The organism is Pseudoflavitalea sp. G-6-1-2 (assembly GCF_012927185.1).
GTDB lineage: Bacteria > Bacteroidota > Bacteroidia > Chitinophagales > Chitinophagaceae > Pseudobacter.
Genome location: NZ_JABBGB010000001.1, coordinates 1,603,049 through 1,617,497 on the forward strand (window position 1 = coordinate 1,603,049; position 14,449 = coordinate 1,617,497).

Annotated in this window: 13 protein-coding genes; 5 read left to right on the forward strand and 8 right to left on the reverse strand. The window is 46.7% G+C overall.

Translation table 11 applies throughout. The features are described from left to right. Positions 1 to 85: 85 nt before the first annotated feature. The 3 genes from HHL16_RS06670 to HHL16_RS06680 form a co-directional block, all read right to left on the reverse strand. Positions 86 to 1,492 carry a bifunctional UDP-3-O-[3-hydroxymyristoyl] N-acetylglucosamine deacetylase/3-hydroxyacyl-ACP dehydratase gene (locus tag HHL16_RS06670; RefSeq protein WP_169424349.1) on the reverse strand — a complete coding sequence of 469 codons (1,407 nt, stop codon included), beginning with the start codon at positions 1,490 to 1,492 and terminating at the stop codon, positions 86 to 88. A gap of 440 nt (positions 1,493 to 1,932) precedes the next feature. Further along, positions 1,933 to 2,982 carry a UDP-3-O-(3-hydroxymyristoyl)glucosamine N-acyltransferase gene (gene lpxD / locus HHL16_RS06675; RefSeq protein ID WP_169424350.1) on the reverse strand — a complete coding sequence of 350 codons (1,050 nt, stop codon included), beginning with the start codon at positions 2,980 to 2,982 and terminating at the stop codon, positions 1,933 to 1,935. 48 nt (positions 2,983 to 3,030) lie between these two features. After that, positions 3,031 to 4,248: an HD domain-containing protein gene (locus HHL16_RS06680; protein WP_169424351.1), complete on the reverse strand. Its 1,218-nt coding sequence runs from the start codon at positions 4,246 to 4,248 to the stop codon at positions 3,031 to 3,033. A 116-nt stretch (positions 4,249 to 4,364) separates the two neighbouring features. Between HHL16_RS06680 and HHL16_RS06685 the strand changes: the two genes are divergently transcribed. The 5 genes from HHL16_RS06685 to HHL16_RS06705 all read left to right on the forward strand — a co-directional run bounded on the left by HHL16_RS06685 (position 4,365) and on the right by HHL16_RS06705 (position 9,727). Beyond that, positions 4,365 to 5,921: a response regulator gene (locus HHL16_RS06685; protein ID WP_169424352.1), complete on the forward strand. Its 1,557-nt coding sequence runs from the start codon at positions 4,365 to 4,367 to the stop codon at positions 5,919 to 5,921. A 94-nt stretch (positions 5,922 to 6,015) separates the two neighbouring features. Further along, positions 6,016 to 6,303 (forward strand): hypothetical protein, encoded by a 288-nt coding sequence (locus HHL16_RS06690; protein WP_169424353.1) that lies wholly within the window; start codon positions 6,016 to 6,018, stop codon positions 6,301 to 6,303. A 13-nt stretch (positions 6,304 to 6,316) separates the two neighbouring features. Beyond that, entirely contained in the window at positions 6,317 to 7,111 is a 795-nt protein-coding gene (locus HHL16_RS06695; RefSeq protein ID WP_169424354.1) for an MBL fold metallo-hydrolase, read from the forward strand. 178 nt (positions 7,112 to 7,289) lie between these two features. Further along, complete coding sequence (locus HHL16_RS06700) at positions 7,290 to 8,441, forward strand: helix-hairpin-helix domain-containing protein (RefSeq protein WP_169424355.1); 1,152 nt, start codon at positions 7,290 to 7,292, stop codon at positions 8,439 to 8,441. A gap of 143 nt (positions 8,442 to 8,584) precedes the next feature. Then, complete coding sequence (locus tag HHL16_RS06705) at positions 8,585 to 9,727, forward strand: acyl-CoA dehydrogenase family protein (RefSeq protein ID WP_169424356.1); 1,143 nt, start codon at positions 8,585 to 8,587, stop codon at positions 9,725 to 9,727. Positions 9,728 to 9,852: 125 nt separating this feature from the next. Here the strand turns inward: HHL16_RS06705 and HHL16_RS06710 are convergent, their stop codons facing one another. The 5 genes from HHL16_RS06710 to tig form a co-directional block, all read right to left on the reverse strand. After that, positions 9,853 to 10,026 (reverse strand): hypothetical protein, encoded by a 174-nt coding sequence (locus HHL16_RS06710; protein WP_169424357.1) that lies wholly within the window; start codon positions 10,024 to 10,026, stop codon positions 9,853 to 9,855. A 73-nt stretch (positions 10,027 to 10,099) separates the two neighbouring features. Further along, positions 10,100 to 11,338 (reverse strand): ATP-dependent Clp protease ATP-binding subunit ClpX, encoded by a 1,239-nt coding sequence (gene clpX / locus HHL16_RS06715; protein ID WP_169424358.1) that lies wholly within the window; start codon positions 11,336 to 11,338, stop codon positions 10,100 to 10,102. 128 nt (positions 11,339 to 11,466) lie between these two features. Next, positions 11,467 to 12,105, reverse strand: coding sequence for an ATP-dependent Clp protease proteolytic subunit (locus HHL16_RS06720; protein ID WP_169424359.1), 639 nt, complete (start codon positions 12,103 to 12,105; stop codon positions 11,467 to 11,469). 26 nt (positions 12,106 to 12,131) lie between these two features. Further along, on the reverse strand, positions 12,132 to 12,824 hold the full coding sequence (locus tag HHL16_RS06725) for an ATP-dependent Clp protease proteolytic subunit (protein WP_169424360.1): 693 nt from the start codon (positions 12,822 to 12,824) through the stop codon (positions 12,132 to 12,134). Positions 12,825 to 13,046: 222 nt separating this feature from the next. Continuing rightward, a complete protein-coding gene (gene tig / locus HHL16_RS06730) occupies positions 13,047 to 14,426 on the reverse strand; it encodes a trigger factor (RefSeq protein ID WP_169424361.1) in 1,380 nt (459 codons plus the stop codon). Positions 14,427 to 14,449 lie beyond the last annotated feature (23 nt).

A 14,449-nucleotide genomic window follows, 5' to 3' on the forward strand; every position in this document is an offset into this window, starting at 1 on the left:
AGGCCGGGTTTAATTCCGACCCGCAAAAATATAACTTATATACAAACGAACTTTTTTATTCTTAGTATACATCTGGCAATATGTTTTAACCACGTTTTACCAGTTGAGCCATCAAGTCCGCTTCTGTGGCTATCTTATTTCCGACGTAAACAGTACCTCGCATTTCGCAAATACCCCTACGGATCGGTGCAATTAATTCCATTTTCAGAATCATTGTATCTCCCGGAACCACTTTCTGCTTGAATTTACAGTTGTCGATTTTCAGGAAATAAGTGTCGTACTCTCCCGGAGGCATGGCATTGATACAGAGGATGCCACCGGTCTGAGCCAGCGCCTCCACCTGCAGAACACCGGGCATTACCGGGTTGTTGGGGAAGTGGCCAGGGAAAAACCACTCATCGTAGGTTACATTCTTTACGCCAACGATCTGTTTGTCGGAAAGTTCGATGATCTTATCTACCAGCAGAAACGGATGTCTGTGCGGTAAAGTCTTTTCTATCTGCTGCAAAGAATACACTGCCGGCTGATTGGGGTCGTAGACAGGTACGTTCTTTACGTGTTTGTTCTTCTTGATGTATTGCTTTATCACGCGGGCGAAATCCACATTGGTGCTGTGTCCTGGCCTGTTCGCAATAATATGTGCCTTGATGGGATAGCCAATCAGGGCAAGGTCTCCCACAACATCGAGCAGTTTGTGACGGGCTGGTTCGTTAGGGAAGCGAAGCTCCAGGTTGTTGAGGTATCCTTCGCTTTTCACCTGCATATCTGTTCTGCCGAATGCTTTGGCCAGTCGGCTCATTTCTTCGTCGGTAACAGGTTTATCAACTACCACAATGGCATTGTTGATGTCTCCGCCTTTGATGAGGTTGTGTTCCAGCAGCATTTCGAGTTCGTGAAGGAACACGAAAGTGCGGCAGCTGGAGATCTCCGATCTGAACTCACCCATATTCTTCAGTCCGGCGTGCTGGGTTCCCAGAACGGGGCTGTTGAAGTCGATGAGGGTAGTGATCTTGTATTCTGTGGCAGGAAGAGCGGTCATTTCAACGCGCTTCTTCTCGTCGTAATGGCTGATATTGGTATCGATGAAGTACCACGATTTGGCGGCATCCTGTTCGAGAACACCTGCTTTTTCGATTATTTCAACGAATGGAGCGGAGCTTCCGTCCATGATAGGAATTTCAGGGCCGTTCAGTTCTATCAGGCAGTTGTCTACACCCATACCCACCAGAGCGGCGAGGATATGCTCAACAGTGCTCACTTTGGCGCCATTGTCTTCGAGGGTAGTGCCTCTGGAAGTATCAGTAACGAGATCACAGTCGGCCTTGATCACAGGCTGACCCGGCAGGTCGATACGCTGGAACTGGTACCCGAAACCAGGATTTGCTGGTTTGAGGGTCATGTCTACTTTAGAGCCTGTATGCAGGCCCGTGCCTGAAATACTGATTGCCGATCCGAGAGTATGCTGCTTGTCAGGATTGAAATTCGCGTCCATTCTCATTTTTTAGATGCGCAAAGATACATTGGAACGGAATAATACCTCTGTATGTTGTATTGATATTTTGCGGGATGGGAGTGACGTTTTGGCGTTTAAGGCGGGAATGTGCTAGGGGATTGGGTTTTGGGAGGATGATGGATCGTATAGTGTTGAAAATTAGTTGTCTTTGGATGGGAAATATTTGAGAGATAAAGCTGATGAAAAGGCTGAAACCAGCTGAAAACAGGTAGAGTAATGGCTGCATAATGGCTCAATACCGGCTGGCTTCCCCTTTAAAAGCGCTGAAAAAGCGCTGAAAAAGGGCAGAGAAAGGGCTGAAATATGTTCATTCTACATTTTGGCAGGACCACTAGGGAATTAAACCTCACTGGATAATCATGAAAACAAAAGACCCGCTTCCGCGGGCCTTTCAATTATATCAGATTAGTTGAATCTTCTTAATCTACTTTTTCTCCCAGCAACTGCTGCACCAGTCTCTCCAGCTCCTGAATTCTTCTTTCCAGATCCGGCAGATTTCTGCTCACCGCCTGCGATCTCAACGCACTCGTATAATCGAAAGCAGGTGATCCCGTCACAGCAGAATTACTTGTTTTGATCGACTTGCTCACGCCGCTCTGCGCATTGATCCTCGCGCCATCGGCGATCACAATGTGGCCTACAATACCTGCCTGTCCGCCAATCATCACATTATTGCCGAGTTTGGTGCTTCCGCTAACGCCGGCCTGTGCTGCGATCACGGTATTGTTTCCTACTTCAACATTGTGTGCAATCTGAATCAGGTTATCGAGCTTCGCTCCCGACTTGATCACTGTAGATCCCATCGTTGCACGATCGATAGTTGCATTGGCTCCGATCTCCACAAAATCTTCCACCACCACATTCCCGATCTGCGGCACTTTTTTGAAGCTGCCATCGGGCTGGGGAGCAAATCCGAATCCATCACTTCCCAAAACAGTTCCTGCATGCACGGTTACATTTTTACCGAGTACACAGTCGTGATAAATTTTCACACCGGGATGAATGATTGAATTATCTCCGATAGTTACTTTATCGCCGATATATGCGTTAGGGAAAATCTTTACGTTATTGCCGAGCACTACTCCTTTTCCGATGTAGCAGAATGCGCCGAGGAAAATATTCTCTCCGAGTTTGGCGGAAGGATCTACATACACGGGGTCTTGAGTGCCTACCATCTGCTGCGTCATTACTTCCTGATACTTGGTGAGCAGGGTAGCGAACGCAGTGTAAGCATCTTCCACACGAATCAATGTGGCGCTCACAGGCTGTTTCAGCTCCTGAGCAGCACTGATGATGATCACAGAGGCTTTGGTAGTATAAAGATGATCTTCATATTTGGGGTTTGCCAGAAATGCCAATTGGCCAGCCTGCGCTTCTTCGATCTTGCCGAAGGAGCCTACACTTGCATTGGGATCACCTTCTACTTTCCCGGTGATGATCATGGCTATTTGTGCTGCGGTAAATTGCATGGTTGTTGAGCTTTTATAAGGGATGCTGCAAGGTACTGGTCAGATGCCTTACTTCAGATAACAAATGTAATATTTTTTCACAGGGGTTTGGAGTGCCTGGCTGATCAGCGCATTGTCTACCTGCGAAATGTCTTTCACGGTTCCGTCTTTGAACAGAATATTGATCCGCTCCACTACCGGATTGTAGGTAGTGTTCACGGCTTCTCCGGTGAAAAGCAGGTAATGGCAATCGGCTGAGCTGATGCCTGTTTGCTGGCAAATCCTGTTCCGCTGTTCTTCGATCCAGGCTTCATTGATGGGTTCCGCCTGTAATTTAACTTTTAATAAACGGCGGTCGATCAGTCCTTCACACAATGTACGGAGTACGGTATCTGAGTGGAACATCCAGTTCTTGATCGAGGCCATCACATCGAAATCGTCGAGCAGACAGAATTCTTTGAGGTATTTGTCTATTGGAGTCGATTCGTCTTTCGATTGCAGAAAAAGATCGAGCACAGGCGATGCTGCGTGCACTGTTTCTCCTCTGAGAATCAGTTCCCGTGCGCGTTCCAGCACACGAACCAGCATTTTCTCCGCACTCAGTACAGCCTTGTGCAGATACACCTGCCAGTACATGAGGCGGCGCGCCACCAGAAATTTTTCGATGGAGTAAATGCCTTTTTCTTCCACCATCAGTTCTCCTTCGTGCACGGTGAGCATTTTGAGAATGCGGTCGTAACCGATCACACCTTCCGAAACACCGGTAAAGAAACTGTCGCGGCTCAGGTAATCCATTCTGTCTACATCGAGCTGACCAGAGATCAGCTGGTACAGAAATGGCTTATGATATTGATTGGTGAATATGGAGATGGCAAGGTCCAGCGCTCCGTTCATTTCTTCGTTGAGGATCCGGATGATGCGGAGAGAAATATCCTCATGTTTCACTCCTTTGATCAATACGTTCTCCAATGCGTGGGAAAATGGGCCATGACCAATATCATGCAGCAGGATAGCCACTTTCGCAGCCACTTCTTCTTCCGGAGTAATCTCGGTACCCTTATTGCGCAGTTCATAAATTGCATTGCACATCAGGTGATACGCACCCAGTGAATGATGCAGGCGGGTATGAACCGCCCCCGGATATACCAGATGCGCAAATGCCATCTGATGGATCCGCCTCAGTCGCTGATAATAAGGATGCGCTATAACCTGGAAAATCACCGGATGATCGATAGTGATAAAGCCGTATACCGGGTCGTTTATGATCTTTCTTACAGGATGTGCCATTCGCTGCTTGCCGTTTTGTTAAAGTTTCCCCTAAAGGCAGTCGGCAAAGGTACGTTACTAATGATTATCAGTGATAATATGGTATTTTGCTACATAACCACCATTAAATCGAATACATGGCAATTGGAAAAATACTCTGGGTAGACGATGAAATTGAAAGTTTGCAAAGTCAGATCCTGTTCCTGCAAGGGAAAGGATACGAAGTAAGCGCACTCACCAATGGGTTCGATGCTGTGGACTTTGTAAAGGATAATTATGTTGATGTTGTTCTGCTCGACGAAACCATGCCCGGCATAACCGGACTGGAAACCCTTGCCAAGATCAAGGAAGTGAATCAGCAGATACCCGTGGTAATGATCACCAAGAACGAAACGGAAAATCTGATGGACGATGCCATTGGCAGCCAGATCACAGATTACCTTATCAAGCCGGTGAATCCCAATCAGGTATTGCTCAGTCTCAAAAAGATCATCGATAAAAAAAGCCTGGTAGCAGAGAAAACCACTTTTGCTTACCAGCAGCAGTTCCGCAATCTCTTCATGGCATTGAACAGCAATCCCGATTTCAATGAGTGGATGGAGATATACCGCAAACTGGTGTACTGGGAACTGGAGATGGAGAAAAGTGATAGTCCTGAAATGCAGGAAGTACTGCAGACACAAAAAAGCGAAGCCAATACCGAGTTCTTCAAATTCGTATCCAAACATTACGCCAAATGGGTGAATCCCAAAGGCGATGATGGACCGGTAATGAGCCACACTTTATTCAAATGGAAAGTGATGCCGCATGTGGAGAAAGGAGTGCCTACCTTCTTCATTTTGCTCGATAATCTTCGTTTCGATCAGTGGAAAGCCATTCAGCCGATCTTTGCCGAAAGCTTCAGAATTCTGGAAGAAGATTGCTTCTACAGCATCCTGCCCACTGCCACGCAATACGCGCGGAACGCCATTTTCAGCGGATTGCTGCCCATCGATATCGAAAAGCAATATCCGCAGCAATGGAAGAATGATGATGATGAAGGAGGAAAGAATCTGTTCGAAGAAGACTTCTTCCGGTCGCAACTGAAGAGAATGAAAAGGGAGGATGTGAAGTTCTCTTACACCAAGATCCTGAACAATTCAGCCGGACAAGACCTGGTGAACAATATTCATAACCTGCTCGGCAACGATCTCAATATCATCGTATACAATTTTGTTGATATGCTTAGCCATGCACGAACGGAAATGGAAGTGCTGAAAGAACTGGCAGGCGATGAGATCAGCTACCGTTCTGTTACCCGCAGCTGGTTCGAACATTCGCCGCTGCATCAGGCACTGAAGCGGATTGCCGATAAGAAGATCAACCTGATACTGGCCACAGACCATGGCAGCGTGCAGGTGAAAACACCGGCAAAAGTGATCGGCGACAAGCAGACCACCACCAATCTTCGCTATAAACACGGCCGTAATCTGCATTATGAAGCCAAAGATGTGCTGGCATTCAGAGATCCCAAAGAGGCGGGATTACCGGTCCCGACCGTGAATTCGAGCTATATTTTCGCCAAAGAAGATCTCTATCTCTGTTATCCCAACAACTATAATTATTACGTAAACTATTACCGGAATACATTTCAGCATGGAGGCGTAAGTCTGGAGGAGATGATAGTACCTGTTATCAAAATGACCAGCAAGTAAGATTCTCTCCACTGTCTGTGGATAACCTTTTCCGGCTGCAATCAGCATCACCATTACATTTGGCTACCTTTGTAATGCTCATTGTAGTACAACTATGAAATACACACAAACCACTTTAGATAAGCTCGAAACGTTACTGGATGAGATGGAGTACGTGGTACGGTACGAACGTGGCACATTCCAGAGCGGATACTGTATTCTGGAACAGAAGAAGGTTGTTGTATTGAATAAGTTTCTTCAGATGGAGGGCCGTATCAATACCCTTTTAGACATCATACCTCAGCTGAATGTCAATCCGGAATTTTTTACAGCAGAATCACGTAAAGTGTATGAAGATGTGCTGATCAGACAAGCCGCCAACAGCACCGACAGTAACAAGTAAATGAGCCTCCACCTTGAGTTATCCTGCACTCACCATAACATTTCTGGGAACAGGCACCAGCAGCGGTGTGCCTATGATTGCATGCGAATGCCCGGTTTGTACTTCCTCTGATCCGAAAGACAATCGCCTTCGTTCCAGCATAATGGTGCAATCTGCTACAACAACACTGGTAGTGGATTCCGGCCCGGATTTCCGATGTCAGATGTTACGCGAAAAAGTGAAGAAGCTCGATGCAATACTGTTCACGCACTCGCACAAAGATCATCTGGCCGGTCTGGATGATATCCGTGCGTTTAACTTCTTCTCGCATCTGCCCACGCAGATTTATGCAACAGAGCCTACGCAGGAGGCCATCGTGCGTGAGTTCCCATATGCCTTTTATGAAACACGTTATCCCGGATTGCCGGAGCTGAAGCTTAACACCATCAGCAGCGCCGTGCCTTTCAAAGTAGGAGATATTCCGGTAACGCCGATATTGGTATGGCATCTGAAAATGCCCGTACTCGGATTCCGTTTTGGATCTTTTACTTACATCACAGATGCCAATCGCATCGATGAAGAAGAAAAGGAAAAAATTCGCGGAAGCCAAACACTGGTGCTCAATGCACTCAGAAAAGAATCGCATATATCACATTTCAGTCTGAGCGAAGCAATTGCCATCAGCCAGGAACTGAAAATTCCTCAAAGTTTTTTTACACATATCAGCCATCAGCTGGGTAAGCATCAGGATGTGAGTGCTGAGCTCCCGGAAAACATTTCACTGGCATATGATGGCATGCGTCTGCAAGTGCCGGCCAGCGCGCAATAGAGCTGTTTCCTGCTTTAATACTTTTTTCAAAGATCAATCACTGTTTTTGTAACCTGCTTTCGCCATTTCTCCGATGATGGTATGGCAATTGCCTGGTACATCGATGTCTATCGGTATGGGATAACCGCGAATATGTCTTTTCAACTGGATAGATTTGTGTCCATTAAACCGATGCCTTATGAAAGAAAGCTGGAAAGACTATCTCGTTTTTTCAAAGAAAGAGCGTACCGGTATTTATCTGCTGTTGGTTATTCTTGGGATCGTTTGTGTTCTCCCACGATTCTTCTGTGCGCCGGAGCTTACTGTGGATGCAGATGCCGCAAAGAAAATACAGGAAGAACTGTTGGCATTGCAGCATCAAAAGAACCAATCGAAATACAGAGGTGAAATTAAGCGTGATGGTAACGGCCCGGAACAGGAGGATGAAAATGATAGAGGCGATAAAATGCCGCAACAACCGGATGCAGGTGAATTGGCAACGGCATCAACGGATCAGAGCAATGGAGCAGAGGTGAACAATCCTGTTTCCTTATTCAATTTCGATCCAAACACATTAGCATTTTCGGGTTGGAGGCAACTCGGTATCCCTGAAAAGATCGTTCGCACAATATTCAATTACCTCAGCAAAGGGGGGCGATTCCGGAAGCCGGAGGATATCACAAAGATCTATGGCATGCATGCAAATGATGCACAAAGATTGATGCCGTACATCCGGATCAATTCATCCGGTGAAAAACAGCTTGCAGATCGGAGAAGTTTTTATCAGCAAAGAAGTGGAAACGGGAGCTATCCAACTAGCGGTAGCAGTCTGTTCAGCGAAACTTTCAATAGAGAAACAAATCAGCAGGGATCAGGTCTGCACTATCAACGAACCGATCAGAGCCGTTTTTCGTCTGCTGTAAATTATCCCCGGCGCAAGCAATACATCGTTACCGATATCAATGCAGCTGATACTGCCGACTGGGCCCGACTGCCGGGCATAGGCAGCAGACTCGCTTTCCGCATTGTGCAATTCAGAGAAAAACTCGGAGGTTTCCATAGTATCGATCAGGTGGCGGAGACCTGGGCATTGCCCGATTCAACCTTTCAGAAGATCAAACCGTGGCTGAGAAGTTCCACAATTCAGTTACGAAAGATCCGCATCAATGAAGCAGATCAGGAAACCCTGCGGCAGCATCCTTACCTGCGATGGGAGCTGGCCCGCGCCATTGTGGATTTCCGAAAGCAGCACGGACCATTCAAAAGCATCGGAGACCTGACAAAAATCATACTGCTTCCGCCGCTTCTCATCACGAAAATTGCGCCGTATATTGAGTTCAACATCCCCTGACCCCCGCATAATTAATCGCCAATCACTCAATTGTTAAGGGTGAAGTGTCGCGGATAAAAAATACCGCTAACAAATGTTAGTTTGTTTGCTGAAATCTGTTATCTTGCACTTGCCTTTAACGATTGTAGCCAATAGCATAACGTATGAATTTTCAAACAGCTGAATTAACACAACAGGTAGCACAGACAGCAGCCGATTTCGCCCGCCAGTACATTAAGCCATATGTAATGGAGTGGGACGAGAGTCAGGTATTTCCCATACCCGTTTTCAAGGAAATGGGTAAACTCGGACTAATGGGGGTACTGGTTCCCGAAGAATACGGAGGCGCCGGTCTCAGTTATTATGAATATGTTGCCATTATTCAGGAGATCGCCAAAGTGTGTGGTTCAGTTGGTTTGAGTCTTGCGGCTCATAACTCCCTCTGCACCGGTCATATCATGACCTTCGGAAACGCAGAGCAGAAAAGTAAATACCTCCCCAAGCTCGCCACTGCAGAGTGGCTCGGTGCATGGGGACTCACAGAGCCCAATACCGGAAGCGATGCCGGCAATATGAAAACCACCGCCGTAAAAGACGGCGATCACTGGATACTTAATGGTACCAAGAGCTGGATCACCCACGGCATCAGCGGTGATGTAGCAGTTGTGATCGCACGTACAGGCGAGCCCCGCACCAGCGGCAATGCCACTGCCTTCATTGTAGAGCGTGGCACCCCCGGTTTCAGCGGCGGCAAAAAAGAGAACAAACTCGGCATGCGCGCCAGCGAAACTGCCGAAATGATTTTCGACAACTGCCGCATCCCCGATGCAAACCGTCTCGGTGCAGTAGGCGATGGCTTCAAGCAATCCCTCAAGATCCTCGATGGTGGCCGTATCTCAATTGCAGCACTTTCACTGGGCATCGCAAAGGGCGCTTACGAAGCTGCGCTTCAATATTCAAAAGAGCGCCATCAGTTCGATCAGCCAATCTCTCAGTTCCAGGGCATCTCCTTCAAACTGGCAGATATGGCCACTGAAATTGCAGCGGCTGAAATGCTCACGCTGCAAGCCTGCTCGCTGAAAATTGCCGGAGAAAAAATGACCAAAGAATCTGCCATGGCAAAATACTACGCCAGCGAAGTAGCTGTGAAAGTATCTACCGACGCAGTTCAGATCTTCGGAGGGTACGGTTACACAAAAGATTTCCCTGTAGAAAAATATTATCGCGATAGTAAACTCTGCACTATCGGAGAAGGAACTTCCGAAATACAGAAACTGGTTATCGCCAGAGAAGTGCTCGGAAAGTAAAGTAAGAATCCTAACTGGTTTTGTCTGTCATGTCTTGTAAAGCCCCCGAATGGTTGCGGGGGCTTTACGTTTTGCAATAAAAAAGCCGGCAATGAGCCGGCCTTCAATAATGTGTATGCTTTCGATTAAGGCATGAAATCATCTTCTTCTTTCGGACCATATTTCGCAAACATCTTGTCGATGACGCCTCCGAACAGCGGCAGCTTTTCTTTCGCGAAATTCTTGATCACTTCGATGGCGCGTAATGCCTGCTCTTCGGTCAATCCTTCAGCTTTTAATTTTTCAATGAGATCTTTCATGATAACAAGTTTTAAAAAAGATGCCGGGACTGTTTTCCCGGCACTGATTATGTAAGAATGTGACGATTAGTTATCAGGCCACTTTCAGCATGCTCATCTTGCTCTTGTCGAACTTCTTCTGTGCGTACTCAAGCGTGAGATTGAATACAGTTTGTTTGGAAGAAGGAAGCTCGAACATAGCATCGGTGAGAATGCTTTCGCAGATGCTGCGGAGACCACGTGCGCCGAGTTTGTACTCCATCGCTTTGTCTACCATAAAATCCAGTACTTCATTCTCGATATTCAGTTGAATGCCTTCGAGATCGAACAGTTTTTTGTACTGTTTGATGAGCGCATTCTTCGGTTCTGTGAGAATGGAGCGGAGGGTTTCTGCATCCAGCGGATTGAGGTGAGTAACCACGGGCAGACGACCGAGCAACTCAGGTATCAGACCAAACGATTTCAGATCCGTTGCAGTGATGTACTGCAGCAGGTTCTTCTTCATGGTTTCCTGCAGTTCTTTGTTCACGTTGAAACCGATGGCGTTGGTGTTCACACGGCGTGCGATCACACGATCGATTCCATCGAATGCACCACCACAGATGAAGAGGATATTCTGTGTATTGATCTTGATCAGTTTCTGCTCAGGATGCTTGCGGCCTCCCTGTGGTGGAACAAGTACATCAGTTCCTTCGAGCAGTTTCAGCAATCCCTGCTGAACACCTTCGCCACTTACGTCGCGGGTGATAGAAGGATTGTCTCCCTTGCGGGCGATCTTGTCGATCTCATCGATATACACAATGCCTCTTTCAGCTGCAGGTACATCGTAGTTACAAACCTGGAGCAGACGGGTGAGGATGCTTTCCACATCTTCCCCTACATATCCGGCTTCTGTAAATACGGTTGCATCTACGATAGCGAAAGGAACATTCAGCAGCTTGGCGATGGTTTTAGCCAGCAGGGTTTTACCTGTACCGGTTTCTCCAACCATCACGATATTGCTCTTCTCGATGTCAACATCACCTTCAGAAGGTTTCTGCTGCAAACGTTTATAGTGATTGTATACGGCTACGGATAAAACTTTTTTTGCTTCATCCTGACCGATCACATATTCGTCGAGGAATTTCTTCACTTCCATTGGCTTCTTCACATTCAGTTTGAAGGAAGAAGGAGCGGGGGCGGTTTCACTGCGGATCATGAGCTCCTGCTCGATGATCTCCTGTGCGTGCTCAACGCAGTTTTCGCATATATGTCCTTCCTGACCTGCGATGAGTATTTTCACTTCATCACGGCTGCGACCACAAAAGGAACAATGCAAGGTTGTTTTTGCCATAATTGATTCTTCGTCTCCGGTTACAAAGGTATCTAAATGAAGCCCCAAATCCCAATTAAAAAGGTAAAGTGCAGGTTAATGCGTTGTTACCGAGATTGTTGGAAGTTGGGGCTCTGATTATGAGAACTTTATAACTTGTCTGTTATATGATCTACGATACCGTATTCGATGGATTCTTTTGCATCCATCCAGTAATCGCGGTCGAAATCCTTCATGATCTGCTCGAATTTCTTGCCGGTATTTTCGGCCAGAATGCGTGCACTCACTTCTTTTACGCGCTTGGTTTGTTTCGCCTGGATTTCCAGATCGGTACTAACACCCTGGATGTATCCGCCAAGGCTTGGCTGGTGAATCATCACTTCTCCGTGAGGATAGATGAATCTGCGGCCTTTTGCGCCACCGCTCAGCAACAGTGATCCCATGCTTGCTGCGAGACCCATACAAATGGTGCTCACAGGGCTTTTGATCAGTTTCATGGTATCATAAATAACCATGCCGCTGGTTACAACACCACCGGGGCTGTTGATGAAGAATTTGATTTCTTTACCGGGATCGTCGTTATCCAGCAACAACAGTTTGGTGGTAACGTCTTTGGCAGATTTATCGTCCACAACACCCCAGAGATGAACGGCGCGTTGTTCGAAGAAATATTTTTCGAGTTTTTTAGCGAACATCATCAGGTCAGACTTCGGCTGTTCTTCCTTTTCTTCTTCTTCCCCATCATCCATGCGGTATGGATTGGTCAGGTATTTTGAATACTTGCTCATGCTATTCGTTTAGTGTTTTTAGTTAGTTAGTCTTTCTTTTCCTTGCGTGGGTTGATCAGCAGTACTTCGTCTACAACGCCGTATTCTTTGGCCTCTTCAGAAGTGAGCCAGTAATCACGGTCACTGTCTTTTTCCACGGTCTTAACCGGTTTGCCGGTGTGGTAAGCAATGATGTCGTAGAGATTTTTCTTGATCTTTCTGATCTCGTTCACGGTGATTTCGATATCACTCGCCTGTCCACCGATGGCGCCGCTTGGCTGGTGCATCATGATGCGGCTGTGCTTCAGTGCAGTACGTTTTCCGTTTGTTCCTGCACAGAGGAGAACAGCTCCCATAGAGGCGGCCATTCCGATACAGATGGTAGATACATCGGGTGTGATGTACTGCATGGTATCATAAACACCGAGACCGGAGTAAACGCTTCCGCCGGGTGAGTTGATGTACATCTGAATATCGCGATGACGGTCTGTGCTTTCGAGGAAGAGCATCTGCGCTGTAATGATGTTGGCCACTTCATCATTGATGGGGTAGCCGAGGAAAATGATACGATCCATCATTAGGCGGCTGTATACGTCCATCACGGCAACATTCATTGGCCGTTCTTCGATGATATTGGGAGTGAGGTTAGTGACCTGGTGTTTAGTATAAGAGTCCAGGGTATTGCTCGAAATGCCCCTGTGTTTCACTGCATATTTTTCAAATTCTTTTCCAAGGTTCATAACGTATTCCTATTGATTTAGTTAGCAATATAAGTCATTTGACAGACCAAATACCGTGCTACTTCAAAAATCCGACATTTTGCCACGAAATCAAATGGGGAGGGCAGAAATAGCGGATTGGACGGGTAATTATTGGCAGGGGAAGTGAGAGATAGGTGACGTATTGGTGGAAAAAAAAGAGCGTACCATCGGTACGCCCCTTCTATATCTTCACATCACCTGTTAATGATGATGGTGCTGATGTTTTTCCAGTTCTTTTGTGAACTCATCGATCGTTACAGGCTTATCTGTAGGTTTCACCTGGGTTTCTGCCCATCCGAATACTTTTTCAGTTTGTACACGGTGGTATGCATCTTCCACAAACTTCCTGTCCTGCATCATACGATTCACGTAGTCTGCAATCCATGGTTGTTCTTCGTCTCCTGCATTCATTCCCATGTATCCGAACAGCTGTTGCTTAGCGAATGCCTGAATGTCTTCGGGTTTCACTTCAACACCATGCTCACGAACGATCTTGTCGATGATTACAGTCCATTTCAGCTGATTTGCAAATGAAGGGAACTCCTGTTCTGCCTGTTCTGCAGTTTTAGGTTGTTCGCCACCTTGCTGGATCCAGCGTTTCAGGAAAGTCTCAGGGAATTCGATCTTGGTATGATCGAGCAGCACGTGATAGATCTCGTGTTGCATATGATTGCTCGCCTGCTTATCCCAGTATGATTGAATTTCTTCTTTCACTGCATTGCGGAAATCAGCTTCGTTTGCGATCTCTTTTCCGGGGAATGCTGCTTTGAAGAACTCTTCGTTCAGTTCTGCTTTTTCAACGTGACCAACTTTAGTGATCAGCATTTTGAAAGTCTTTGCTGCTGCGGCTGCATCGTGTTTGTCGAAACCGAGGTCTCCGAGGATCCACTCTCTTTCTTTCTCATCGAATGCAGAAGCCAGTGTGAGCACAACGCTGTCGTTGTTCTTCTTGCCGGTGAGGCTTGCACGGAATGATGGTGCAAAATATTTTACCAGCAGGCTGTTGTCTTTCTTCACGCCACCTTCTACTTCGTTGCCATCAGCATCGCTTTCGATGAAGGTTACGTTCAGTACGTTGTCGTCGCCGGCAACTGACTCAGGCTCGGTCATTTTACCATGACGCATACGGAGACGATCTTCTTCTTCGTTGATCATCTCTTCTGTAACAGACACTTTATAACGCGTGAGTTTTTCACTACCGAGATCAGCTACTTTGAAGTCGGGTTTCAGTCCGATTTCAAATGCGAATGCATATTCCGCAGGATTGTTCATGTTGAGCTGACGGGCATCATTCTCAGACATGGGAAGAGGCTGGGCAAAGATCTCCAGGTTCTCTTTTGTCATGTACTCGGTGAGTTCTTTCTCCACAGTGCGGAGAACCTCATCGGTAAATACGCTCTGACCGTGCATCTTTTTGATCATGCCGGCAGGCACCATTCCCTTGCGGAAACCTGGGATGGTAGCGGATTTGCTATATTGTTTCAGAGCCTTCTCAAAAGAAGGCAGGTAATCTTCCTTTGCTACTTTTACTGTGATTTTGTCGTTCAGCAGCCCTATATTCTCTCTGGTAACGGTTGCCATATTACAATTTTTAATTGGGGTGC

What these genes read in the sequence shown, in the direction of transcription:
- HHL16_RS06670 (WP_169424349.1), bottom strand. Translation starts at nt 1,492, where the DNA reads ATGGACGCGAATTTCAATCCTGACAAGCAGCATACTCTCGGATCGGCA.
- lpxD (WP_169424350.1), bottom strand. Translation starts at nt 2,982, where the DNA reads ATGCAATTTACCGCAGCACAAATAGCCATGATCATCACCGGGAAAGTA.
- HHL16_RS06680 (WP_169424351.1), bottom strand. Translation starts at nt 4,248, where the DNA reads ATGGCACATCCTGTAAGAAAGATCATAAACGACCCGGTATACGGCTTT.
- HHL16_RS06685 (WP_169424352.1), top strand. Translation starts at nt 4,365, where the DNA reads ATGGCAATTGGAAAAATACTCTGGGTAGACGATGAAATTGAAAGTTTG.
- HHL16_RS06690 (WP_169424353.1), top strand. Translation starts at nt 6,016, where the DNA reads ATGAAATACACACAAACCACTTTAGATAAGCTCGAAACGTTACTGGAT.
- HHL16_RS06700 (WP_169424355.1), top strand. Translation starts at nt 7,290, where the DNA reads ATGAAAGAAAGCTGGAAAGACTATCTCGTTTTTTCAAAGAAAGAGCGT.
- HHL16_RS06705 (WP_169424356.1), top strand. Translation starts at nt 8,585, where the DNA reads ATGAATTTTCAAACAGCTGAATTAACACAACAGGTAGCACAGACAGCA.
- HHL16_RS06710 (WP_169424357.1), bottom strand. Translation starts at nt 10,026, where the DNA reads ATGAAAGATCTCATTGAAAAATTAAAAGCTGAAGGATTGACCGAAGAG.
- clpX (WP_169424358.1), bottom strand. Translation starts at nt 11,338, where the DNA reads ATGGCAAAAACAACCTTGCATTGTTCCTTTTGTGGTCGCAGCCGTGAT.
- HHL16_RS06720 (WP_169424359.1), bottom strand. Translation starts at nt 12,105, where the DNA reads ATGAGCAAGTATTCAAAATACCTGACCAATCCATACCGCATGGATGAT.
- HHL16_RS06725 (WP_169424360.1), bottom strand. Translation starts at nt 12,824, where the DNA reads ATGAACCTTGGAAAAGAATTTGAAAAATATGCAGTGAAACACAGGGGC.
- tig (WP_169424361.1), bottom strand. Translation starts at nt 14,426, where the DNA reads ATGGCAACCGTTACCAGAGAGAATATAGGGCTGCTGAACGACAAAATC.